The 24,398-nt window shown below is 31.6% G+C and carries 15 protein-coding genes; 9 read left to right on the top strand and 6 right to left on the bottom strand.

Going from position 1 to position 24,398, the window contains the following annotated elements; genetic code table 11:
- Positions 1-4: 4 nt before the first annotated feature.
- The 3 genes from Q0845_RS03230 to Q0845_RS03220 all read right to left on the bottom strand — a co-directional run bounded on the left by Q0845_RS03230 (position 5) and on the right by Q0845_RS03220 (position 6,707).
- The gene (locus Q0845_RS03230) at positions 5-3,607 is read right to left on the bottom strand and encodes an RHS repeat domain-containing protein (protein ID WP_298509089.1); all 3,603 of its coding nucleotides are present in this window, start codon (positions 3,605-3,607) and stop codon (positions 5-7) included.
- Between the two features lie 39 nt (positions 3,608-3,646).
- Positions 3,647-4,042, bottom strand: coding sequence for a LytTR family DNA-binding domain-containing protein (locus Q0845_RS03225; RefSeq protein WP_298509086.1), 396 nt, complete (start codon positions 4,040-4,042; stop codon positions 3,647-3,649).
- A 475-nt stretch (positions 4,043-4,517) separates the two neighbouring features.
- Entirely contained in the window at positions 4,518-6,707 is a 2,190-nt protein-coding gene (locus Q0845_RS03220) for a zinc-dependent metalloprotease family protein (RefSeq protein ID WP_298509083.1), read from the bottom strand.
- 151 nt (positions 6,708-6,858) lie between these two features.
- On the opposite strand from Q0845_RS03220, the gene Q0845_RS03215 reads away from it, so the two are divergent.
- On the top strand, positions 6,859-7,098 hold the full coding sequence (locus Q0845_RS03215; protein WP_298509080.1) for a helix-turn-helix transcriptional regulator: 240 nt from the start codon (positions 6,859-6,861) through the stop codon (positions 7,096-7,098).
- A gap of 20 nt (positions 7,099-7,118) precedes the next feature.
- On the opposite strand, the gene Q0845_RS03210 is transcribed toward Q0845_RS03215, so the two are convergent.
- The 3 genes from Q0845_RS03210 to Q0845_RS03200 are packed head-to-tail and all read right to left on the bottom strand — an operon-like array spanning position 7,119 to position 12,115.
- Positions 7,119-8,021, bottom strand: coding sequence for a response regulator (locus Q0845_RS03210; protein WP_298509077.1), 903 nt, complete (start codon positions 8,019-8,021; stop codon positions 7,119-7,121).
- Positions 8,021-10,078, bottom strand: a complete 2,058-nt coding sequence (locus tag Q0845_RS03205) for a tetratricopeptide repeat protein (protein ID WP_298509074.1) — start codon at positions 10,076-10,078, stop codon at positions 8,021-8,023. The genes Q0845_RS03210 and Q0845_RS03205 overlap by 1 nt, the downstream gene beginning before the upstream one ends.
- Before the next feature lie 54 nt (positions 10,079-10,132).
- Positions 10,133-12,115, bottom strand: a complete 1,983-nt coding sequence (locus Q0845_RS03200) for a histidine kinase dimerization/phosphoacceptor domain -containing protein (RefSeq protein WP_298509071.1) — start codon at positions 12,113-12,115, stop codon at positions 10,133-10,135.
- Positions 12,116-12,374: 259 nt separating this feature from the next.
- Between Q0845_RS03200 and Q0845_RS03195 the strand changes: the two genes are divergently transcribed.
- From Q0845_RS03195 to Q0845_RS03160, 8 genes are all read left to right on the top strand, one after another.
- Positions 12,375-12,503: a hypothetical protein gene (locus Q0845_RS03195; RefSeq protein WP_298509068.1), complete on the top strand. Its 129-nt coding sequence runs from the start codon at positions 12,375-12,377 to the stop codon at positions 12,501-12,503.
- A 99-nt stretch (positions 12,504-12,602) separates the two neighbouring features.
- On the top strand, positions 12,603-14,297 hold the full coding sequence (locus Q0845_RS03190) for a tetratricopeptide repeat protein (protein ID WP_298509066.1): 1,695 nt from the start codon (positions 12,603-12,605) through the stop codon (positions 14,295-14,297).
- Between the two features lie 132 nt (positions 14,298-14,429).
- Positions 14,430-18,461, top strand: coding sequence for an RHS repeat-associated core domain-containing protein (locus Q0845_RS03185; RefSeq protein WP_298509063.1), 4,032 nt, complete (start codon positions 14,430-14,432; stop codon positions 18,459-18,461).
- A 5-nt stretch (positions 18,462-18,466) separates the two neighbouring features.
- Entirely contained in the window at positions 18,467-18,808 is a 342-nt protein-coding gene (locus Q0845_RS03180) for a hypothetical protein (protein WP_298509061.1), read from the top strand.
- A gap of 2 nt (positions 18,809-18,810) precedes the next feature.
- Complete coding sequence (locus Q0845_RS03175; protein WP_298509058.1) at positions 18,811-19,749, top strand: T9SS type A sorting domain-containing protein; 939 nt, start codon at positions 18,811-18,813, stop codon at positions 19,747-19,749.
- The gene (locus Q0845_RS03170) at positions 19,746-20,732 is read left to right on the top strand and encodes a fibronectin type III domain-containing protein (RefSeq protein ID WP_298509056.1); all 987 of its coding nucleotides are present in this window, start codon (positions 19,746-19,748) and stop codon (positions 20,730-20,732) included. The genes Q0845_RS03175 and Q0845_RS03170 overlap by 4 nt, the downstream gene beginning before the upstream one ends.
- A gap of 23 nt (positions 20,733-20,755) precedes the next feature.
- Complete coding sequence (locus Q0845_RS03165) at positions 20,756-21,340, top strand: hypothetical protein (protein ID WP_298509053.1); 585 nt, start codon at positions 20,756-20,758, stop codon at positions 21,338-21,340.
- A gap of 11 nt (positions 21,341-21,351) precedes the next feature.
- Positions 21,352-24,387, top strand: a complete 3,036-nt coding sequence (locus Q0845_RS03160) for a type IV secretion system DNA-binding domain-containing protein (protein ID WP_298509050.1) — start codon at positions 21,352-21,354, stop codon at positions 24,385-24,387.
- Positions 24,388-24,398 lie beyond the last annotated feature (11 nt).

Raw genomic sequence — 24,398 nt, 5'->3', positions numbered from 1 at the left:
GTTATTAGTTTTGTGTTTTATAATTATATTGTGTTCTATTAATTATATTTCCATCTGCATCTGTAATCTCTTTGAGTCTATGTGCCTCATCATACTTGTAATATACAGTATAACCCTTTGAATCAGTCATGCTTGTAATACCAATTAGAGGATCGTATGTATAAGTTGAAATCATTGCTTGAGGAAATACATTCCTTAAATTATTTAACGCTACTTTGAGTGATTCTTCAGTTTCTTCATCTATATCTGAGTTAGATAGATTTTCTAATAATGTTATTGTTGATGTAGGGATCGAAGCAATAGCTAAATTTTCAATTTTAGCAATAGGAACTGTATGGTTATAACCCCATATATAAGCGGTATTAATACTTGTATTTGCTGTTATAATTTTATTAGATTGTATTATGTTATTATGCTCATTATAAATAAATTTAACTCTTGGCTCCAAAGAATTGTCTCCTTTTGCAGATAAAACTTCAAATAATTTAAACCCAGCAATAGTACTACCTTCAAATCTATTCTTACGATTAGAAGTTTTATTATTATTAATAGATGTTTCTGTTTCGATTATTTCCATCAATTGATTATTTGCTACCATTTCACCATATACTATTTCGTTAAAATCTGATGGATACTTATAGGAAACTTTCATTTGCTCTTGTTTACTATCAGTAGTTATCATTTCTTTCAATAAATGATAGTTTTCTGCTCCTGCATATATGTTATCAATTTTCCTTTCAACTTCTATTCCTTCAAAATATTCTTTGGTAACCACTTTTAAAGTATTACCCGTTTTTCCATTAGTAAGATATCGGTAAATCGACAATGGGCTATATTTAAGATCACCTAAAAGGCAATTATAAGCTGTCCCTGTACCTCCAGAACACTCCGTTGGGCAGTGAGGTTGTGGATTACAACTAGTAGAAGAACCTCCTGAACCTCCACTAAAACATTGCCAACATGCATCTTGATAAAAATATTTGTATCTCCCTGTTGTTTCATCTAATTGGGATACTAGATATTTATATTTCAATTCATCTTTATTGATTAAACTAATTCCTTGTTGTGAAAATATGGTAGTATCATAATATGTTGTTGCTGAATTAGATAATACAGTTGATGAATTATCATACAGCTTAGTATTTTTTTGTTTTCCTGCTTCATAATTTCCATAAAAACTATTAGTGAAAGGCGGTAAACGTCTTGAATTTACTATTCCAGTCTCACCAGCATAAAATGAATACTCAGTGTAACCATTAGGTGTTAATACATCTTCATCTCGGTAATTGCCTATTATCTCGTATATCTTCTCATATACAACATGTGGCTGTTGACTATTACCAATAGCTGTTGTATTACGATGCAATGTTTGTTCAAGAAAAGTTTCTCCAGTTCTAGGTACATATTTTTCATAAGTAGTTGTATATGAAAACTTAGGAGAAAACAGTTCTATTCCTGACGAATAATTGCCATTAAACTCTGTTCGATATCTATAGTTTTTTTTAAGTGCAATAGTATTTTCATCTGAATAATCTGTTATTGTAGCTATTCTTAATCCAGCTTTTTTTATTGGACTTGCAATAGTCGTGGTTACTTCTTTACTAACTTTAATACTTGCATTGCTCCATCCACCATCATCAGATTCATCAGTCAAAACCATATAAACATACCAGCCTTTTTGCAAATATTGAAAACGGTCAATATCAGAATAACTATTTATTATAAAAGGAGATTGATAAAAATTACAGTAGTTACTATAATTGGTTAAATCGGAAGGACGTTGACATGGTTCAGATGTACAAGGGATATCAAAAGGAATATATTTAATTTTTCCTTCTGTATTTCGTGTCCCAGAACCATTAAATTCTATACGGTACGTACCATCTTCAGGTAAATAAAATTCACCAATCTTAATTCGTGGGTAATTATCAGGATAAGGTCCACCATCTAAATGTCTATCATCACAAGGGTTTCCATTCTGATCTTGATATAATGTTACATCAACTTGTGTTGAACCGCCCACTGTTTCTGATAAATAATATACATTTTGAGTATTTTCAGTAGGTTCTGTTAAATCATGTAATTCAAACTCATATTCTGTGAAGCCTCCTGTAGGATAAGTCAATCTCTTTAACATTCCTATTCTAGCATGAAACTCGCTTGGATTTCTATCTGCTCCAGCAAAGGTTATAGCATTTGGTAAGCCTGCGTCTAATACATAGGAAGGATACAGTATGTCTCCATTATTTGCTCCATTGAAATAGCCTAGATAGTCTTGTGATGTTGAATTGGTAAATGGAATTTGTTCTGGCTCATAATAACTGAAACTATAAGTTTGATAATCATAATTCGACATTCCTTTAACAGTTACAGTATCTAATTTTAAGCGGATATCAGAAGGATTTTCTAAAGCTGGATTTTCATGCTCTTCAATTCCAAAATAAGAATAATTAAAAATAAATTCTTTTAGAATATCAGATGTACAATTATTGGGTGACGCATAACAAGGTTTATGTATTGTAATTTTATCAAGCTTTTTTACTTTTGAATCGATATCATACCTACTGGACATATCAGTAGATATAATTAAGTTACTATTATGTTTAATTTCAGATAAATAAACTTGATCAATTTTATAAAATGAAGCATTAGTAGTTTGCCCTGTTGGTTCATTTACTAAGGATGGTAATGCTGGAGATATATTATTTGTAACATGAGATACACGAGTAGCTGGTAGTGGTTGTTGCCAGTATCCAGTATGAGTATAACTAAATTCATAAACATCTTTTCTATTTTTAGATTCCATTTTAGTTAGTACCCATGAAGAATAATATTTTCTATCATATCCGTATCCTCCTGAATCTCCGTACGCGTGTGTATGTTCTTTTTCTTCAAAATAATATTTTGTTCCATCTTCACTTGTAACAATCCATTCTGAAATTAGTAATTGGGAAGCATTAGGGTCAGCATAAACAACTTCAATTTTTGTACGCGGATTAGTTAATGACTTTGGTTGAAGTGTTTGTAAATCAAATACGATATGCTCACTAAGTCCCATTGCGTTAAGACTAAAATAATCTGGCTCAAGATCTATGATATTTTTACTTACATCAAATAAAAAATAAAAATAATTAATCATATTTTGCTCACTATCAAATGTGAGATTATCCTCAATATAATTATTTATTTTGTTGCGAGTTACAGATTCCATAATTGTTTTGTAACCATTATTTGAATGGAAATAATCATCAGGAAGACCATTTACTATTCTAGAGATTCGTCCTCCGCCAGAAAAACTCCAACTAAGTCCTACTTGGGTAGCTCTTTGTTCTACCTTCACACCAGAAGCATCGTAATTTAAAGCTAATGGCAAATCTAATTCTCTTCCTTTTAATGTAAATATTGGAACGCCTATATTTGGTGACCCTGTGTACATATTTACAGAAGTGTTTCCATATTTTGTGAAAGCTTCTGCTTCGGGAGAATTAGGAATATTTAGAATGCGACCTAGTTCTCCGTCATAATCAAAAGGATTAGAGTCCACATTCTGTGCTTGTACGGAACATATTCCGATCAAAACACATAACAATACAGTGATATTTCTCATATAGTTTGAAATTAATTAATTTTCGTTTTATTGTTTTACTTATATAGCTTTTGTCAGCAGCGTATTTAATTCTTGATTATTAATCATCTTTGAGATGATACGATTCTTTCGGTGGCTCACAGATAAAACTATTTCACCTTTTAAATGGACCAAACGATAACTTGGTTCATACTGTTTTAAATGGGAAAGATTGATTAAAAATGAGCGGTGAATACGTGAAAAATTTTGATTTGAAAATAGCTCCTCATAGTATCCAATAGCCTTACTGCTAAGAAATTTTAAACCGTCCCGTGTAAATATCCATGAATAACACTCACAGGCTTGGATATAGACAATATCTGATTTTATAATATATTTCCCTTGACTTTTTGTACCTATCAAAAGATGGTCTTTACTATCTTTAAGGCACTGCCTTCGTTTTTTCTTATGTATCATGTGTAATGTTTTTAATTAATAACTCATTTAAAATGGATTTGGGAAAAGGCAGTTGAGTTTTTCTTTTGTGTATTAAAGGAAAGTACTTTTCCATTTTAGTGCAACATTATTTTATAAGCGTTGAATTTCACCAACGAGCGTTGAATTTGACGCTCTTTTTAGTGTTTTTTCTTATTAATAAAATGTTAACAGTATTTTTTAGACTCACGCTTATCTTCTGCAAACATCTAAAAAATGACTTATTTTGATGGTCAATATTTAATTATGAATTTGTAGTTGCAGTAGTTTTATTGAATGCAAAGAAGTAAACTCCGAAACTAATATGCAATTAGAATTGAGTATATAAAGCAATTTATATTATAAACGATATCTTTAAATGAGTTTAAGAAATTACCCAACACTCAAAACTGACTTTTATAAGTCAGCTAAGAATGTTGGGGGAATCATTATTGTACAGTTTTACAGAAGCGTGGAATTATTCTTTAATTCCTTTAATGACCTTATTCACTTTTCCATTAGTTTCAATAGCTATGTAATATATTCCACTACTTAATCCTTTAGTTTGAATTGTGTAATGATTACTGTTCGGAAGAAATATTTGTGTTTCATGCCATTTACCTAAATTATCGTACAAACGTATTGTTACACTTTCAAATTGGGTATTTGTTGGAATAAAAATAGTTGCTTGTTCACTAAATGGGTTTTCGGTAAGATGTATGTCATCAGCTATACCAAACTCATCTACACTCAATGGGTCTTGAATAATAACGCCATAATCTTCAACTTGTCCAAAGGTGGGTTTGACACAAGCATTACTTATTGAATTTAAGTCAGTAATAACGCGTAATCGAAGGAGCGTCCCAAGGGTGGTGTTTGCATTAGTTAATACAATGTTTTCGGAAACGGTCAGATCACTACTATCGCTATCAAGTATTAATTCGTCAACGGTAAAATTTCCGTCATTATTATAATCAAGCCATGCTTTAGTGAAAATATTAAAGTTAGATGTTCCTTTTGTTACAGATAACGTTACGGTAGAATTTTCATCTTCAATAGTAGTATTCGAGCAAGTATGATTTTCAAGCACAAGCTTATTCACAAATACATCTTCACTATCATTATCAATGGAGCCAAAACTTACATTAACAATTCCTGCTTGTAATTCATTATTCATTCCTTGATTTGAATCATAGTTGGTAGTACATGAAGCTTCCTGTGGCGGAACTAAATCTACAACTTCAATTGATTGGGTATTGATTGTTGACGTATTATTACACGCTGTATAACTATTCTGAACTATTAATGATATATCTTTATCCCCTATTGTATTGAAAGAAGTGGTTACTTCTTGTCCAGATTGTGGTGCTCCTTCAGAAAATGACCAGTTCCACATTGTCGTATTACGTGATTCAGCACCATTTAAGATAATTATTTCATCCTTACACGCTTTTTCTGCCAAAACAAAATGGGCGTTAGGTGTTCCTTCAATTGCATTAGTGCCAAAATTACAATCACTTGCTTGCTCTTTTGCATTAATGATTGCAATTGAGCTTGCATCCCATGAAGTAGAAGTACTTACAGATGGAGTCATAATACCGCTTGAAGTATGTGGAGATCCAAAACTATGACCAATCTCATGGCTTACTTGATTTTTCGTAAGCCCTCCAGAATAAACATCTTGTATTACGATATATCTATTTTGTGGATTTGAGCATAAGGCATCAGTAAATGCACCGCCAACTGTTGTTCCATCAAAATCAGTACGTGTAAATAATATTCCTATATCATAATCTTGTGCTGTAAGGTTCCCGTTATTTGACCAATCTTTAAAGGTATTTAAAATATCAATGTAGTCAGTAAGTGTTCCTAAATCAGTATCTAAGCCCGATGATGATGAAGTAGCTACATTAATACTTGTAATTTCAAAATCAATTCGCTTATTAAAATCAGTATCAAAATTAGATGTAATATTATTTATGATCGTTGTTATTTCACTTTCTACATTAGGAGTAGAGCCATAATGAGTAAACATATTTGATGGACAGGCAATGGCAAGCTTAATATTAATACATTCGTTTGCCATTTCTTGATTTTCTAAATACGAATGTATTCGTGATTGTAATTGCTTGGTATATTCTTCTGTACTTGATACAGAACAGGTGTTATCTTTTATAACAGAATCACCATCAGCATACAGAACGTAGAGATTTTCATTGCTGTTAGGAATGAACTTTTGTAATCGTTCTATGTAATATGTACTTATATTATTTTTATAACTTAAAGAGTACAGCTTATTATCATTTACTAATCCTTGTATATATCCATTACCAATCTCCTTCTGAAATGATTTTACAGTATTATCCCCATCCATAGATTCTCTAGCCATACCATCGATATATACAGGAAAGGTATTTGTTTCTTGTTGTGAGTTTCCGAAATCCAATTCAATAGTTTGATTATTTGATAGCTGTATAATAATATGGCTATTTTCACTATGACTGTACTGTTGATTTGTCGTAAGTAATGTGTAATTCGAAAAATGCTTAGAGAGTTTGTTTTGTTCAACCTTTGTAGAGATCATCTCCATAAGAACTAATGGTTTTTGCTGTGCCTGAACGAATATTGAACAGACAAAAAAGCACAGACTAAGTATCGTTTTTTTCATTTTTTAAAGTTTTGGTGCTTCTTTATTTGAAGGAAGCGTTAGTAATGAGTCATTTATAGTTCAAATATAGTTTTTATTTTTAAAAATACTACTTATAAGTATGAATTTATAAATGGTAACAAATTAATGTGAATTGGAATTAATTTGTTTCATGGTTAAAAAAGACAAATACACAGAGGAGCAACTTAAAAACCTTGGAGAAAAACTACGTAAACTACGTATTGAAAAAGGCTTTTCTAATTATGAACAATTTGCATTTGAACACAACTTACCGCGTGCTCAGTATGGTAGATATGAGCAAGGGCAAGATTTACGCTTTTCTTCCCTACTTAAAGTTTTGAAAGCGTTTGATATTTCTTTGGAAGAGTTTTTTAAAGAAGGATTTGAATAGTGTCAATTATATTTTGAAAACTACTTATCTTTTATAGAATCCTTAGTTATATAGAATTGAGAAATACGTTTTTTAACTTCAGTTTTATAGGTTTCTGAAATTTTATATTTCTCTCCATCTCGTAATTTAAAAAATGAACCATTAATAGTTCCTTCTAATCCATCAGGATTTATATTTACGATCATGTGGTCACTTATTTGAACGAAATAGTCTGGCAAATGAGGTAGTATGCTTTTTAGATTACACGGTAGATACAATGATGTTCCCTGCCAATCGAAAAATCGTATGTAGTTATCTTTAAGCTTGATAAATTCTTTGTAATCTTTCCCAATTGATGCTGCTTCGTTAATTTGTGTCGAGTTTCGAGTAAAAAGTATAATATCTTTTAGTTCAACAGTTTTTTGCTGTGATTGGTCTTTAGGAAGGTTCTTGGTTTCACTAACATAATCTACAAACCCTATGATAGATTTTTTCTGTATGTATTTGAATTGTTTGTTTTTATTTCGTTCTAATACCGTCTGAATAGAACGAATAAGTCTCTTTTCATCAAGATATGGCTTAGTTTGAATAACCAAAGGCTCTGTTTCGTCAAGATTGATATCTTTCTTAGAAACAAAATCGTCATGTTTAGTTTTAAGACTTTCATAAAATGTTTGATCGTCATCAAAATCTGTAACATAAATAAAAGGAATGGAATATTCCTTTTGTAGCAAATTACCAAGATAAATACCATTATGATTACCTTGTAAATCAATATCAAGTAATACAAGGTCTGGTCGTTTTTGATCTATATTATCAATTGCATCTTTAACACTTGGAGTATAAGAATCTACAGAATAGTAATTTTCTTTAAGTACTTTTTTAAGTCTTTTGTATATAAGTGACTTATCTTCTACAACAAGTATACGAGCTTTGGATTTCATTATGCAGCAGTTTTAGGTAATTGTATGTTCATAGTAACTCCACCTTTTCCGTTTAAGGTGAATTCTCCATCATATTCTTTTGTCAGTAATTGTATTATTTCCATACCGAAGGAATCTAAATCTTCAATGTTGAAATCCTGAGGTAAGCCTTTTCCATTGTCTTGTAAAGTCAAATGGTAGTTAACGTCGTCAGAGGTTAAGCTAATATTTATAATTCCATCTTCATCATCACTAAAAGCATATTTATAGGTATTGGTTACAAATTCATTGACAATGAGACCAACAGGAAACGATGTGCTGGATAATAAATTTACATTATCATGAGTATCATTCGTAATGGTAATATTTTTTTTGTTGTATACTTCCTGCACATTTTGCACTAAAGTATCAATATATCTTTTTGCTTTTACTGATGTAATATCTTCTTTTTTAAATAATTGTTTGTGTATCTCAAACATACTACGCATTCTATTCTGTAATTCATTTAGTTTGGTTCGGTAGATATTATCCGAAAAACGTTCTTTTGCAAGATTAATGAATAAGTCTATGAACGAAAGGTTGTTTTTCATTCTATGGTGTAGTTCTTTTTGTAGTGCTTCAACAATGTTCTTTTGCTTTTCAATTTGATTTTTTTGCTTGCTGATGGTTTTCTTAGCTTTAGCTTCTGATTTATAGCGTCTCCAGATGAAAAAGGCAGATGTACTTAGAATAAGTAAACTAAATAGTAAAACCCAATTTCGTGTATTTGCTTTTTGCGTTAGTAGTTCTTGCTCAATATTGTCATTTTTTAATTGGAGGTTCTCTTTTTCTGTTTTTTCAGTTTCATATTTAGTTTCAAGTTCATTTACATCCTTTGTCTTTTCAATAGATAACTTTTTATCATTTACCTCTTTATAAAGTTTATGGTAATGAAGTGCGTCTTTATAATTACCTCGTTGGCTGTTAAGGTCGGAATATGCTTTGTAAGCAATGAGTAAATGATCTTGAAGAAGATTACTATTAGTTGTGTCTTTCAAAACTATTTTTAATTCGACCTCAGCTTTTTTTATATCTCCATTTTTAATTAAAGCTCTAGCTAAAGCTGCTCGTATTCCAAGTATATTATCCTGCATTTTAATATCTTGAGATAACTCTAGAGCTTTAGTGTGGTAGTTGATTGAATTATCTAAATCATTGATTAATTCTAAAGCATCTCCTAAAGAAGAATATGCTTCAATCAGAAAAACATTGTCATTCAACTGTAAATAAATTTCAGCTGCTTCTTTGAGATAAGAAATGGCATCATTTATATTTTTATTTTGCCAAATAAAAGATTTTCCAATATTTCTCTTGCTATCTGCAATACCAGTAAGATAATTATCTTCTTCAGAAATTTTCAAAGCTTCGTATGAATAGCTAAGAACTTTTTCTGGTTGCTCAAGAATATGATGTATCGTACCTAAATTAACTAATGTAATAGCTAATTTTCTAGGATTCTTATTAAACTCTCTATTTTCTAAAGATTTCATGAAATAATCTACAGCAATATTATAATTTTCCTGTGATTGTGCCATTGCTCCAAGATTATTATAAATTGCAATTAGACGGTCTTTCATGTCATAACGATTAACAATATCAATAGCTTTATTGTAGTATAAAGTTGCTTGCTCAAAATCTCTAGTATACCTGTAAGCACTAGCAATATTGGAATAGAATTTGTATTTATCTTTTTCTTCACCAACACTATCGATTAATTTGACTCCATTTTTAAATTCAATTATTCCTTTTTGAAGCTCTCCTTTTCTAATTAGGATTGAACCTTTGTAATTATGATTAAAACTAATCAACTCTTTTTTATTATTCTTTAATGCGAGAGCTGATAATGTATCTGCATATACAAGTCCTTCTTCTGGATTTATCTGATAGTAGTAACGGCATATTCTATTTAAGGTGTTAATTCTTAAACTATCAATTTTATGCTCTTTGTAAACTAATAATAAACTGTCTATATTATTTTGCTGACCAAAAAGTGAAGTAGAAAAGAAAGTCAAAATTATAAAAAGATAAACCTGTTTCATACTCTAAAGAATAAGTTATTAATAATATAGCTTTGTAAATATGTTTCCATTAGATTAAGCAGCAATTTTAGGTAAATATATATCCATAGAAACTCCACCAGCTCCATTGAGGGTGAGTTTACCTCCATATTCCTTTGTTAATAGCTGTATTATTTCCATACCAAATGAATCTAGGTCTTTAATATCAAAATCTTGCGGTAATCCCTTTCCATTATCATGTAATGTTAAATGATAATTACTACTATCAGATGTTAAATTGATATTTATAGTTCCGTTTTCATTATCATTAAAAGCATATTTAAAAGTATTGGTTACAAATTCATTAATAATCAATCCTACAGGAAATGAGGTGCTTGATAATAATGTTTCATTTTCATGAGTATCATTTGTTATAATGATATTATTCTTGTTGTAAGCTTCACATACATTTTCTACCAATGTATCTATATATTTTTTTGCCAGCACTGATGTAATATCCTCTTTTTTAAAAAGCTGTTTATGTATTTCAAACATACTACGCATTCTATTCTGTAGCTCATTGAGCTTGGTTTGATACTTGTTATTAGAGAAACGTCCTTTTGCAAGATTAATGAATAAGTCTATAAACGAAAGGTTGTTTTTCATTCTATGGTGTAGCTCTTTTTGTAGTGTTTCAACGAGGTTCTTTTGCTTTTCAATTTCATTTTTTTGCTGACTGATCGTTTTTTTAGCTTTTGCTTCTGACTTGTAACGCTTCCAAATGAAAAAAGCTGAGATACTAAGTATGAGTAGACCTAATAATAATATCCAATTTCGTGTAGTTGCTTTTTGTGTTAATAACTCTTGCTCAATATTGTCATTTTTTAGTTGGAGATTTTCTTTTTCCTTTTTTTCTGTTTCAAATTCTATTTTATATTTATTTGCTTGATCAGTAACTTTTGTTGAATATGCTTCCATTTCATTCTTATAAAGTTCTTTATATTCAATCAAAGCTTCTTTATAATTTTTTTGGTATTCATAAATTGAAGATAAGTTTTGATGACTTATTGCAATTAGTATTTTTTGGATTTCTTTTTTCTTTGATAGCTCTATAATTGATTTGTAAATGGCTATTGATTCATCAACTCTTCCAATTTTATAATATTTTGTTGCAAGGTTAATCATTGTCATTTCTTTATAGATATGTTCTGTATTTTTTACCATATCATATTGTAATTTATAATAGTCTATCGGTTTCTTTTTACTTAAACTATCTCTAGATGCTACATAAGCTCTTGAAGGGTATGTTATGTTTAGAAAATAAAAGTTCTTTGATTTTTTGAAAAATACAATGGCAGAGTCGAGATATTTTACACTAAAACCTATAGAGTCTTTCTTTTTTTGATAATATTTTCCAATATTTCCATAGGCTAAAGCTTTTACAAAATTGTTATTTATCTTTTCCCCATAATAATATATATCAAATGCAGTCTTTAAATCATGCGTGCCTCTTGTTAATAAATTTTTTTCCTCAGCTTTTAATATTAATAGATTTAATGAATCATGAGCTTGTAAGCTAAATTCTATAGCATCTTTAATTACAATCATGGCTGAATCTTTTTGCCCACGATTACTATAAATTGCCATCAGGTTCTTTAAATGCCTACCTGCTTGTTTCGGATTTTTATTTTTAGGTAATGATAGTGCTTTTTTACAAAAAATATATGCGCTGTCATTTTTCCCTAAGTCCTTGTAGTATCTTGCGAGAATATCATAATCTTCAGCTAACCCAATTTCATTGTTAGTAATTGAATCTAAGTATATAGCCTTCTTTATTTTCTTTTTTACCATTGGAAATTGAAATTGAATAATATCAATAAATGCAGAAATTCTATAGGCATTTGCATTTTTATCTTCAATAAGAAGTATAGAGTCTGTTTTAGATTTAAATTCCAATAACTGATTTTGAATTACATCTTTATCTATTATCTGAGAAGGAGATATTTTAATGTTATTGCTTTGTCCAAAAAGAAAAAGAGAGAAAAAAGAAAAAATTAAGGAAATATATAACTGTCTCATAGGCTGTAAATTGAAGTTAGTGAATAGGCACAATAATATTTTCATTTGTTTCCACGCGATTTTCCTTTTAATAAGGAACATTTTCATTCTAGTTATTCTAAGCTATTAGATTTAAATACTTTCACATCATAGTATTCAATGTAAATACAACTTTGTGCACAAAGACTCGTCTTTTAGTCCGTTGGTGGCGAGCCAAATCCGGATCAGGACATTTTTAAATGTAAATGTCATGATTAAAAAAATTAAATTACTTTTTCTATTGTGTTTCACAATAGCTTTACAAACTTCTTGTACTACAGATGATGATCATTTGGAGGTTCCTGTTGAACAATCAACTGATGGAGAAGCTGATGATCCAGCTAAACCAGATGAGGATGACTTTCAATAGTTTTCAAAAGAACAAATCCTTTACTAGGGATTTGTTCTTGTATTAGTATTAAAATTACAATATTTATTTATATTAGATGAAATAATTTTCTTTATAATTATGAATAATTATCGTATTGCTATTATTATCGTTATTCTTACCCTTACTAGTCTTGGAATTGCTCAAAGTGATCAAAAACAATACGTTAGTAATGAAGAACGTATTAAAACCTTTCTCAAGAAAATCAACGATACTACCATTTCAGATTCGCTAAAATATGTATTCAGTAAGGACGCGTACATACTATTAGATTCTGTACAACATGATTCGTTGAAAAACAAGGTATTGAAAAATTGTGTTAGATATAGCTATAAGATTGGTGACAAAGAAAAAATGCGAAAATATATTACCGAACATATTCAGATTGCTGAACAATATGGAGACTCTTTAGCATGGGCACGATCACTTTATTATGGTGGTTATTATCATTATATCGATAAAACGCATCCTGATAGTACCTATTATTACTTTGCAAAAAGTTCAGAAGTATTTGCGCGTATAGGTGATTCACTTGGTGCAGGGAAAGCACTTTTAAATATTGCTATCAGCCAGAAAAAGATTGGTGTTGATGGTGCTGCTTTAATAACATCGATTGACGCACTTAAATTTTTTGAAGGTACAAACCAAAAAAGAAGAATTGCTTCCATTTATAATAATATTGGGTTGATTTATAAGCATCAGAAGAACTGGAAAGAAGCATTGAAATATAATTTAAAAGCATACGATCTACGCAAAAATCTCGACAATACATTCTATTATCTACAAACGCTAAATAATATTGGTATTGTCTATTCTAATACAGGTGATTTTAAACTAGCGCATGAGTATTTTGATGAAGCATTAGCCTATGATTCATTATTATCACAACCAAAAAAGCGTTGGCTTAAAGCAACGCTCATTGATAACAAAGCAAAAGCATATTTCAGAGAAAACCCAAAACCAGATGTATTGCCTGCTTTTATGCGTGCACTTGATATTCATACTGAATTACAACGAGATGAAGGGATGCTAGTGGTTTATATACATCTCGCTGAATACTACAAAGCAAAAAATGATTTAAAAAATGCGCGGATGTATGCTGAGAAAGCAGATAGCCTGGCAGAGCAAAAAAATCTGTATCGTCATCATTTAGAGTCATTGGAGTTATTAATTGATGTATATCCAGATAATATGATCAAAACAGTATCGAAACGCCATATAGCTATAAGAAAGAAGCTTGATGAGTTTGAGCAAGATTACAATGGAAAAATAGCAGCTCATAAATATAACTATGACAAAATAGCAGAAGAAAATAATAAACTCAAAGCAATTAATAAAGAAGAAAAAAACTATCGCAATATATTATTTGTAGGTAGTGCAGGTTTGTTGATAGTGTTAGCTTTTCTTGTTTACAGAAAAAGAAAACAAGGCAAAAAACTCAAAGAAACAGAATCACAGTTACAAAAAAGTGATAGTAAATTATTTGAACAAATCCAAAAAGGAGCAACTTCAAATCAAGAGGACATAGCTAAACATCATCAAAAATTAAAAAAACAGTATGGAATTAATGATCTTTTTATTGAATATTGGATGTTAAGAGCACAAAGATTTACAAATAAACAGATCGGAGAAAAATTACACATAACAGAATTTGCTGCTAAAAAACGAGGGGCACGATTAATTGAAAAGATTAAAGAAGTTGATAATATTGATAATATTGATAAACAATTTCTGAAAAATCATTATATAAAAAAGTTAAAGGAATTTAATGATTAACTTATGCTTTACAAGAAGTATCCCATAAGGGTTACTTTTTATTTCCATTAGCCACATAACTATCAAAACCATAGTTTTTAAAGGCTAATTTTTATTAGTATTGAATACATCAAATCCCAAAAGTGTATCAATATGAACAAAAAATTACTTCTCCTTTTTCTTTTATTTTTTTCACAATATACGTATTCTCAATGTACAAATGATTGTGTGTCACGCGCAGTATTAGCAGGACTCATTTATGAAGTCGTTTATGATCAAAATGATCCTGATGATTATCAACCAATGGTCGATTATCCCATTGCATTTGTTGATTTAAACTTTTCAACAACATTACAAAAGAAAATCAGTTTAGTCAGCTATCTTGATTATAATGACGGTGTCACCGTACTTGGACACCTAGCCGCAGGTGATTATTTACTGACAACTGGTGCTGTTGGACGAACAGAGGCAATTGTAGCATTACTTGAAGCATGGAACATTCAACCTGACTACACAGGTACTGTTACATTTAATGATGTAGATTCCAGTCATCCTTATTTTGGTTATATCAATGAGGCAGATGATTTAGATTTACTTGACGGACTTTTCGGAAGTAACTTAAATGGAGATTTTGGTATTACTACAAATGAATTGTTGACAATTATTAATCGTATTCAAAATACCGATTATCATCCCGTTTCAAATTCAGCTCTACTCAATCCAAATAATTATTTCACACCAAATAATTATCAACCTGAAAATATGGGATTTCTAAGAGGACTCGAACAAGGCGTATTTAGTCATTATGCAAAAAATAGCTTTGTCATTCCTGATAGAAAAATGAGTTTGAACTTTTCTCATTACTACAGCACGCAACTTGTAGAGTTACCACAATCATATTTTCCTATCCAACCGCTTGGACGTGGTTGGACACATACTTATAATTCATACATCATTCGTGAAGAAAATGTTATAGGAAACGATGATCTGTATTATATAAAATGGTCAGACGGTACGATTCATATATACAACGATAATGAAAATGAATACCTCACTAAAGGCGTATATGATGATTTGGATGAATTTGATGGCGGTGATAATATAGAAATTACTACCAAAGATCAAATGCATTACTTCTTTGAACGGCTCGATAATTCCTTAGAAATATTTTATCTCTATCGTATTGAAGACAGTAATGGAAATGTAATAAATATTGAATACGAAACGAGTGATGTTGATAACGATCTTGAGCGAATTAAATGGGTTGAAGCACCTTCAGGAAAGAAGCTACGTTTTTACTACCATAATAATACTGACTTTATTGACTACATAGAAGATCCAATAGATAGAATTATACGTTTTGAATACAATGAAGAACGTCTCAAGAAATTTTATGATGCAAAAAATCAACGAACAAAGTATTTCTATGTTTCAAATGATGAAGATATTCCAGATCAGCATCAGTACAAACGATTTCTACTAAGAAAAGTAAAACTTCCTCTGGGAAATACTATTGAAGCTAGCTACGACGAAGATGATGATGGAAAACTCAAAGAATACCAAATAAATGATAATCCAGCAGTAGGCGTCGATGTCCAATTTGATTATTCAAATTCATCAACTCCAATGACTGCTGAGTTAGAAGTTCCTATGCCAAATACAGGCAATACTCAACAATTTAATTATGAGTTCAATGTTGACGGAATGGTAACAGAGTTTCAAAATGACACTCAAGATATTGATATAGAGTATCCATCACCAACGAACACTAATGCACTCTTACCAACTAATATAGACGTCAATGGATTAGATACCTATTATACCTATGACGATAAGGGAAATGTTAAATCACGAAGGATAGAAAGTAATGAAGACGAAGATTTTTGGTATGACAACGATAACAATTTAATCCGTTATCGAGATGAAAATGGAAATGAAACACGGTTTAATTATGACAATAATAGTAATCTTACATCTATTGAGGATGCTCTAGGAAACTTCATATACCTTACCTATGACAATCATGGTCAATTAACATCAATTACTAACCAAGAAGGAATTACCGTCAATTATACGTATGAAGATGATGGAGCAGTCTCGACAATAACAGCACCAGAAGATCTAACTTCTTCATTTACGTATGACGGTGTCAATAGAATGTTGTCGAAAACTATCAATGGGCAAACGTCATCATATAATTATGATGCAAATGATAATCTACTGACACATACTAATATTGGTGGACTCACAACAAGTTTTAACTACGATGCAAATGATAATTTAATTGAAATTATTAATGCCAACAACGTTTCTACATTATTTACTTATAATGAAGACGATCAAGTCACAAGTGAAACTTTTGGTTCATTAGTAAAGCAATATGAATACAATGAAAATGGTACACTCGATAACTATATTAAACCAAGCGGAGATGTCATTCACTATGACTATTTAAGTAATGGAAAGCTCAATGATGCAGGAACAATTACTGATATTGACTATTACGGTAGTAGTGGTGGAAAAAAAGAAGGACTAATAAAAAGTATAGCCTCTAGTGATGTACGCTATAACTTAGATTATGATTATCTGAATAGACTGGATGAAGTAGAAAATGATGAAACAAACGAAAAGGTAAAGTATGATTATGATGATGTAGGTAATATAACTGAAATAGAATACCCAAACGCTGATATAGGAGATGATGTAAAAGTCTTTTACACCTACGATGCAAAAAACCGCTTAACACGGGTTCGTGTTAGAATCAATGGAAATTATACTACCATAGCAGATTATCAATATCGACAAGACGATTTGGTGAGTAATATTCTTTATGGAAATGGTGTTAGAACAATCTTTTTCTATGATGAAGCAGGAAGAAGAACAGGAGTCAACCATGTTGGGCCTGCTGATAACCCTTTGTATAAAGAAGCTGTTACTATTGATGACAGAGGAAACATAACCAATCAAGATGTTGAATATGAAGTTAGTTATGAACACTTACATTTCAGTCCAAATAAAGAGGAGCAGAACTTCAGTTATAATGAAAACAATCATATAGACGGATCGTATGCTTTCAATGATGATGGGAACTTAGTTTCTGATGGTTACGCATCACATGTATATAATATAGACGATCAACTTATCAGTCGTACAGCTTCTGGAGAAAGTTTTGTGTTTGAGTACGATGCTTATGGTAATCGAGTCTTAAAAACTGATACTCCAAATTTAGGAACACGCCGATACATCTGGGATATTATTGGTCAAAATATTATTCAAGAGCTGAATGTAAATGGAGCGGGTGTTAGACGCAATCATGTTTATGGTTTAGGCTTGGAAGCAAGCATCTTACCCGCAGGAGGCATTCTTTACTATCACGGTGATTTAAGAGGTAATGTTGTTATTATAAGTAATTCTGATGCTGAAGAATACCGAGATTATATATATGATGATTTTGGCAATACACGACCTTTTAGTGTAGGGCATATTCCTGACCATAATTCATTTACTTTTTTAGGCAAATATGGTATAGTCGAAGATGATAGAGACAAAGGACTCTATTATATCCGTGCAAGATACTACGATGCTCGTATTGGACGATTTCTAACCCAAGACCCTATTTGGAGTACGAATTTGTATCCATATTCAGGGAATAATCCTATTAGTAGAATTGATGTAAATGGTAAAGATTTTAAGAATATTTTAAATTTAGCAGAGGCTTCAGGATTGGATGCTGTCAGCATAAACGCAAGTGCAGGATTTGCTGCACCTGTAGGAATTTCTTTAGGACTTTCGTCAACTTACATACTTTCAGGAGAAGATAAGTCTTCTTGCCCAATAATTTCTGGTTCTTTTCAGATAAATGGAGGTGTTTATGCTGGAGCTGATATAGGGATTTCTGGACAAGAATTTACTGGTGAAGGAGGCTATCAAAAAGAATTTATTAATTCAAACTTATTTCAGGAGGAAGCTGCAAGCATTTCTCTAGATCTTGCTGCTGGTGGTTTTCAAGCAGGAAAATCTGAACCAAATGGTATTGGTAATGGTAACCTATATGAAATTGGAGCTAGCTATGGGCCTGGTTTAGGATTTCATGCGTCTACAACTGGTGAAAGGATACTTTTAGATACTAACAGAGTTCGTGGCTTTTTAAATTTTTTTGGATTGGATAAGATACTTTGTAGATAATTATTATGAAAAAAATAATAACAATAACAGGAATTTACATTTTTACTGGTTTGGCATTTTTATTACTGCAAGATAATAGTGTTCTGGTAAGACAAAATCAAAATAGAGAGAAAATGTTAACACTTGAATTTGAGGGGACTGTAGAAAGTGTTGCTTTTACTAGAACAGGAGAATTTCTTACTCTTGAAGATAATCATAAAAAGATTAAGTTTTATAGTTGTATAGATAAGAACGGTAATCGTTTTGCTGATATGGCAAATAAGGGTGATTTTGTTGTAAAGGAACAAGATTCATTAGAAATTACCTTACACACAGATAAAGAAATAAAAAGAATTAAAATTTGTTAATAATGAAAAAAATATTGTTTTTAATCTTTCTTACGCCAATAGCACTCTTCGCCCAAATCCACGAAGAAAGTAGAATCTATGAATACGACAACCTGAACCGTTTGGTGAAGGTTGTTTATTATAGCGGAATTGTATATGAATATAATTACGATAATCTTGGTAATCGTTTAGGAAGAACGATTGATGTAGAACTACCATACAATAACTATAGTATTAATGCGATTGGACTTACCTGTATTAATTCAAATGATGGAATTATAACTATCGAAGCATTGCGAAGAAATAAGTATGTTGCTCGCCTTGTTGGCAGTGATAATAATGTTGACGAGACCATAACAGCAAATCCAATAAATAATTGGGAGTTGCAATTTGAAAACCTAGATAGTGGCGAATATTACTTGTACATCACAATTCAAGACATACCAGAAAGCACCTATCAAAAAACATTCATTCTTAATATTGACGAGCCTGAATTACTTGATGTTGATGCAACGTGGAATGGTAATGATAGCGGTGCGAATAGATATGCTGTTAATATAAACGCAGGAACAGCGCCGTACACGGTAAGAATAAACAATGAAATCATTCTGAATACCAATGATTCAGAATTCAGCTTTGATGTAAATCATGGTGATCTTGTAGAAATATCAACGGCAAAGGCATGTGAAGGAACATTTAGCAAAACAATATCAATACTAGATACCGTTACACTTTATCCAAATCCAACTCGCGATAAAGTGCACTTTTCAATTCCGAAAATAGAAAATATTACTTCCATAAATGTAGAACTCTATGATCTAAGTGGACGCTTAATAGGTGTGTTTACACCAACGATAAAAAATAAACAAATAGAAATATCAATTCAACATTTACCAAGTGGCGTATATGTTGCGACTTTCCCAACGCTTGGAGATAAAACTTTTAAAATTATCAAAGAATGAAAAAAATAGTTCTCTTATTATCGATAATTCTGATTTATTCTTGCTCTGATGAGGAAGAAACGATAACTAACAACAATATTACACCAAGCGCACCAAGTCTTATATCACCAAATGATGGAAGTACTATAATCACACAAGAAGTAAATCAAGAAATTTCTTTTGAATGGACTGTAGCATCTGATCCTGATAATGATATTATTGGTTATCGTTGGTATGCTGATACCGATCCCAATTTCAGTAATCCTTTTCATCATTTTAGTGAAACAAATAGCACGACAGCATACTTAACTCCAAATCAAACATATTATTGGAGAGTAACTACACGTGATAGTAATGGAAATATTAGCAATTATAGCCAAACATGGTCGTTCTATTTAGAAGATGGTTTATATCCATCAGCACCAACCCTTATTTTTCCACTTCATGAAACAGAATGTTCTAATGATAATTTGACTTTTCAATGGAATGCATCTGATAATCCATCTGGAAATACTATTGAGTATAATCTCTATATATCTGATGTTCCTGATTTTAATCAAGCACAATATATCTATACTACGTATGACACAGAATATAATGTAACCTTACCACAAGGAACGGCGTTGTATTGGATTGTAGAAGCAACTAATGGGAATAATAGTAGTTATAGTGAAGCTCGTAGCTTATATACTCAAGGTGATGGCGTAATAAATACTGCTCCCCAACTTCAATACTTAAGTCCACAAGATGGCGCAATTGTTACTGGAAACTCAATTACCCTATCATGGATTGGAGATGATCTTGAAACTAATAATTCTGATCTCAGTTATAGAGTTTATGCTTCTGAAATAGGTTCTAGCCTTAATCTATTACAAGAAGGAAATAGTATTCAGTATACATTTAATAATCTTCAAACAGGAACTGAATATCAGTGGTTGATCTATGTTACTGATGGAGATGGAGCAACCAATGTTGGAGATATACAAACATTTCTTGTTCAATAATATCTAACCAAAAATTATAAACTATGAATTACGTCATTTACTACCTCATGGAATATGGTAGATATCTTTTATTTGCTATCATTATCATATTTGTCATTGCTTCAATTTTTGGAAAACTTTTGAAAAATTACCATTCGCATTGGAGTACCTTAATTGATGATTTTAAATTTTCTACTAAAGAATTTTATAAACTTATTGAAGAAGAGTTAAAGTCAAAAGGCATCAAAGGAATTCAATTTGATGAAGTGCAACTTTATGAAGGTGCTCAATTTTCTAGCGTACGACTCTATTTAAAAGTTACATGGAAAGAATTTGACTTCTACATCTGTGGAGCTCCATTTGGAAAAGGTTTTTTTGTATCCTATTGGCTTATCAATAGAAATTCAGCATTCCAAATACTTCTCAGTAAAATTCCAGCTGTTGGACACAGATTGGTAAAGCTACTATATCCTGATACTTTTTATCGTCATGATAGTGCAAGCATGTTTATGACTTACGGCGATGCAGTTATTAAATCAGTGGTAGATGCTATTATGAAAGAAAAAGGCATGCGATTAATTCCTGATGAAGATCGAAAACCAATAATGAAAAATATTTTTATACGTTAAATTACTTGTAAATGACGGCAAGTGAATTAGCAACTCTTCATTTCTATCAATGGGAGTACCGAAATCGTGGTTACTATCTTTTCGGTACACCTGTTGATATTGAACCGCCATATCTTCCCTTTTATCACAAAAGTTTTGCAGATTCCTATTCCGTTGATGACGGACGTGTTCCTTCAATCTTTGAGCAGATTGGAAATTTATTCAAACCTTCAAAGCCCGAAATACCGAAGATAGAACAAGATAGTTTCCCTCTCGATCCTCGCTTTATTGACATCAACGACATTCCTCTTTTTAGTGGATTTTCCCTTTCATTCCCGAACGGATCAGATATTCTCCCACATAGGAATATTGAATTCCTGAGTATGCTATCGTTTTCGGATTACCCAATTTCCTTTGAAATAGTCGGTACGTATGATGATATTCAGGTACAAATAGTATGTAGGATACAAGATAAAGAACGTATTTCGTCTCAACTATCAGCATATTTCCCAACAGCGATCATCCGTGAGGTTGATATTCAGAGTTTCGGTTTTGACGATAGATACGAAGTTGCTATCGCTGATTTTGGTTTGAATAATGAATTTATGCGAACAATCACCTCTGCCGATTCATTTAGCATTGATCCGTTGACCTCAATCATTGCAACAATGGATTCATTAAAACAAGACGATGTAGTTGTATTTCAAATGCTTTTTAAAGGAATCACATCTCTACTTGCAAAAGACATTCCTTATGCCGTTTCTGATGGTACTGGTGGATCATTCTTTTCAGATGCACCAGAGATGCCTCAATGTGCGAAAGAAAAAATATCTCAACCACTATTCTCTGTTGTTATGCGAGTAGCAACGCAAGGAAATAGTAACTATCGTAGTCAATATCTTGCTCAAGAATTATCACGAAGTATTACGAGCATTTCGCAATCAGAATATAACAAGTTGATACCATTATCAAACGAAGGATATGCATATGACTTTCATCATTTTAATCTTCATCATAGAACAAGTAATCGCCTTGGTTTTATCCTCAATGCCAAAGAACTATCAACCTTCGCTCATTATCCAAACAAAACAGTTGTATCAACTAAATTAGGTATACAAGGAAAAGTAACGAAACGAGTTGCTCAAGAATATATCAATGGAAAATATACGCTTGGTATCAATGAGCATTATGGCGAATCATACAAAGTTGGAGTAAATGATGAAGCACGTTTACGTCATATCCATATTATTGGGGCAACTGGTGTTGGTAAATCAACTTTGATAGCTAATATGATGTTAGACGATATGCAACAAGGTAATGGTTGTTGCATATTTGATCCACATGGCGACATAGTCTCTGATATTTTAATACGTATTCCTGAATACCGAAAAAACGATGTGATTTTAATTGATCCGTCGCACCTTGACTCCCCTATTGGCTTTAATCTTCTTCATGCAAGCACTGAAGCTGAAAAGATGGTGCTAAGTTCAGATTTAGTCGGAGCATTTAAACGTTTTGCAACCTCATGGGGAGATAATATGAGTGCGGTATTGTCGCAAGCGATTAATACGTTTTTGGAAAGTACTAAAGGCGGAACACTCATTGAATTAAAACGTTTCTTACTTGAAGATGATTTTAGACATGATTTTTTAGAACATGTACATGATCCATCAATTCATTACTACTGGAATAACGAGTATCAATTTGTACGGAAAGGGATTGCACCATTGTTAACTCGTATAGATACGTTTTTACGTCCAAAGATCATTCGTTATATGTTTGCACAACAGCATGGCGTTGATTTTAGAGCCTGTATTGAAGAAAAAAAGATTCTCCTCATCAAATTATCACAAGGACTCATTGGAGAAGAAAATAGCTATCTCTTAGGTTCGTTGTTCCTTTCTAAATTCAATCAAGTAGCACAAGGACGGCAACAACTTTCAAAGCACGAACGCCATCCGTATTACATCTACCTTGATGAATTTCAAAACTTCATGACAAACTCAATCACCTCAATATTGAGTGGTGCAAGAAAATATGGTCTTGGGTTGATCCTTGCTCATCAAGAATTAGCACAAATTGATGATCCAAAAATTCTCAACTCGGTTATTTCAAATCCATATATCCGTATTTGTTTCCGCTTGGGTGATCGTGACGCCAAACAGCTTGAAAGTGGTTTTTCAGCTTTTGATATGGATGACCTTCAAAGCCTCGGTATTGGAGAAGCAATAGTGCGGATTGGAAGTTCGCAAGATGATTGTAATATAACTACAAGTAATCTATCTGAACCAAGTGACATATCCGACATCATTCGTCAGTCAGTTATTGAACATTCACAAACTACCTACGGAAAACCTAGGGCAGAAATTGAAGAACTGCTGAAAGAACTATTACCCAAAACAATAAACAGAAAGACAAGTAAAACTGAGAAAAAGGAAGAGAAATTAGAAACTAAAAAAGTAGAGTCAAAAAAGAATCCACAGCAAGAAGTGCGCGTTGATACCGATACAAGTCAAGAGCAAAGAAAAACTGTTTCAGAAGAAGAAAAAGAAAAACTCATAGAAGCCGAAGAAGTTTCAAGACGTAATCGTGATCATCAATATCTACAAAGGCTAATTAAGAAAATAGGACAGGAGCGTAATTTCATTTCTACGATTGAAAAAGAAACAAAAGAGGGCGGAAGAATAGATATTACCTTGGAAAAAGAAGGTGTACAAATCGCTTTTGAAATCTCCATAACTAATACACCAGAATACGAAGTCAAAAACATTAAAAAATGTTTGCTTAATGGATATCTTCCTGTAATTATGATTTCCAAGAATAAACATCACTTGGATAAAATTGAAAAATTAGCAAAAGAGCAGCTCTCCAAAAAAGATTTTTCTCATGTTGTATTTATCCAACCGAATAAGATTGTTGAGGTATTAGATAGTTTTAATGTGAATAGACAACCACGACAAGAAATCATCAAAGGATTCAGAATCACAACTGAAATAAATGCCACACTATCAAATGATGGAAAGAGTATTAGAGATCGAATTCTGAAGATTCTCTCGAAGAAAAAATAAAACTTCAATAT

Source organism: uncultured Kordia sp., assembly GCF_947489565.1.
In the GTDB taxonomy this organism is placed as follows: Bacteria; Bacteroidota; Bacteroidia; order Flavobacteriales; family Flavobacteriaceae; genus Kordia.
The sequence above is the reverse complement of the archived record's forward strand: the minus strand, read 5'-3'. Positions and strand labels throughout refer to the sequence as shown.

What these genes read in the sequence shown, in the direction of transcription:
- Q0845_RS03230 (WP_298509089.1), bottom strand. Translation starts at nt 3,607, where the DNA reads ATGAGAAATATCACTGTATTGTTATGTGTTTTGATCGGAATATGTTCC.
- Q0845_RS03225 (WP_298509086.1), bottom strand. Translation starts at nt 4,042, where the DNA reads ATGATACATAAGAAAAAACGAAGGCAGTGCCTTAAAGATAGTAAAGAC.
- Q0845_RS03220 (WP_298509083.1), bottom strand. Translation starts at nt 6,707, where the DNA reads ATGAAAAAAACGATACTTAGTCTGTGCTTTTTTGTCTGTTCAATATTC.
- Q0845_RS03215 (WP_298509080.1), top strand. Translation starts at nt 6,859, where the DNA reads ATGGTTAAAAAAGACAAATACACAGAGGAGCAACTTAAAAACCTTGGA.
- Q0845_RS03210 (WP_298509077.1), bottom strand. Translation starts at nt 8,021, where the DNA reads ATGAAATCCAAAGCTCGTATACTTGTTGTAGAAGATAAGTCACTTATA.
- Q0845_RS03205 (WP_298509074.1), bottom strand. Translation starts at nt 10,078, where the DNA reads ATGAAACAGGTTTATCTTTTTATAATTTTGACTTTCTTTTCTACTTCA.
- Q0845_RS03200 (WP_298509071.1), bottom strand. Translation starts at nt 12,115, where the DNA reads ATGAGACAGTTATATATTTCCTTAATTTTTTCTTTTTTCTCTCTTTTT.
- Q0845_RS03190 (WP_298509066.1), top strand. Translation starts at nt 12,603, where the DNA reads ATGAATAATTATCGTATTGCTATTATTATCGTTATTCTTACCCTTACT.
- Q0845_RS03185 (WP_298509063.1), top strand. Translation starts at nt 14,430, where the DNA reads ATGAACAAAAAATTACTTCTCCTTTTTCTTTTATTTTTTTCACAATAT.
- Q0845_RS03180 (WP_298509061.1), top strand. Translation starts at nt 18,467, where the DNA reads ATGAAAAAAATAATAACAATAACAGGAATTTACATTTTTACTGGTTTG.
- Q0845_RS03175 (WP_298509058.1), top strand. Translation starts at nt 18,811, where the DNA reads ATGAAAAAAATATTGTTTTTAATCTTTCTTACGCCAATAGCACTCTTC.
- Q0845_RS03170 (WP_298509056.1), top strand. Translation starts at nt 19,746, where the DNA reads ATGAAAAAAATAGTTCTCTTATTATCGATAATTCTGATTTATTCTTGC.
- Q0845_RS03165 (WP_298509053.1), top strand. Translation starts at nt 20,756, where the DNA reads ATGAATTACGTCATTTACTACCTCATGGAATATGGTAGATATCTTTTA.
- Q0845_RS03160 (WP_298509050.1), top strand. Translation starts at nt 21,352, where the DNA reads ATGACGGCAAGTGAATTAGCAACTCTTCATTTCTATCAATGGGAGTAC.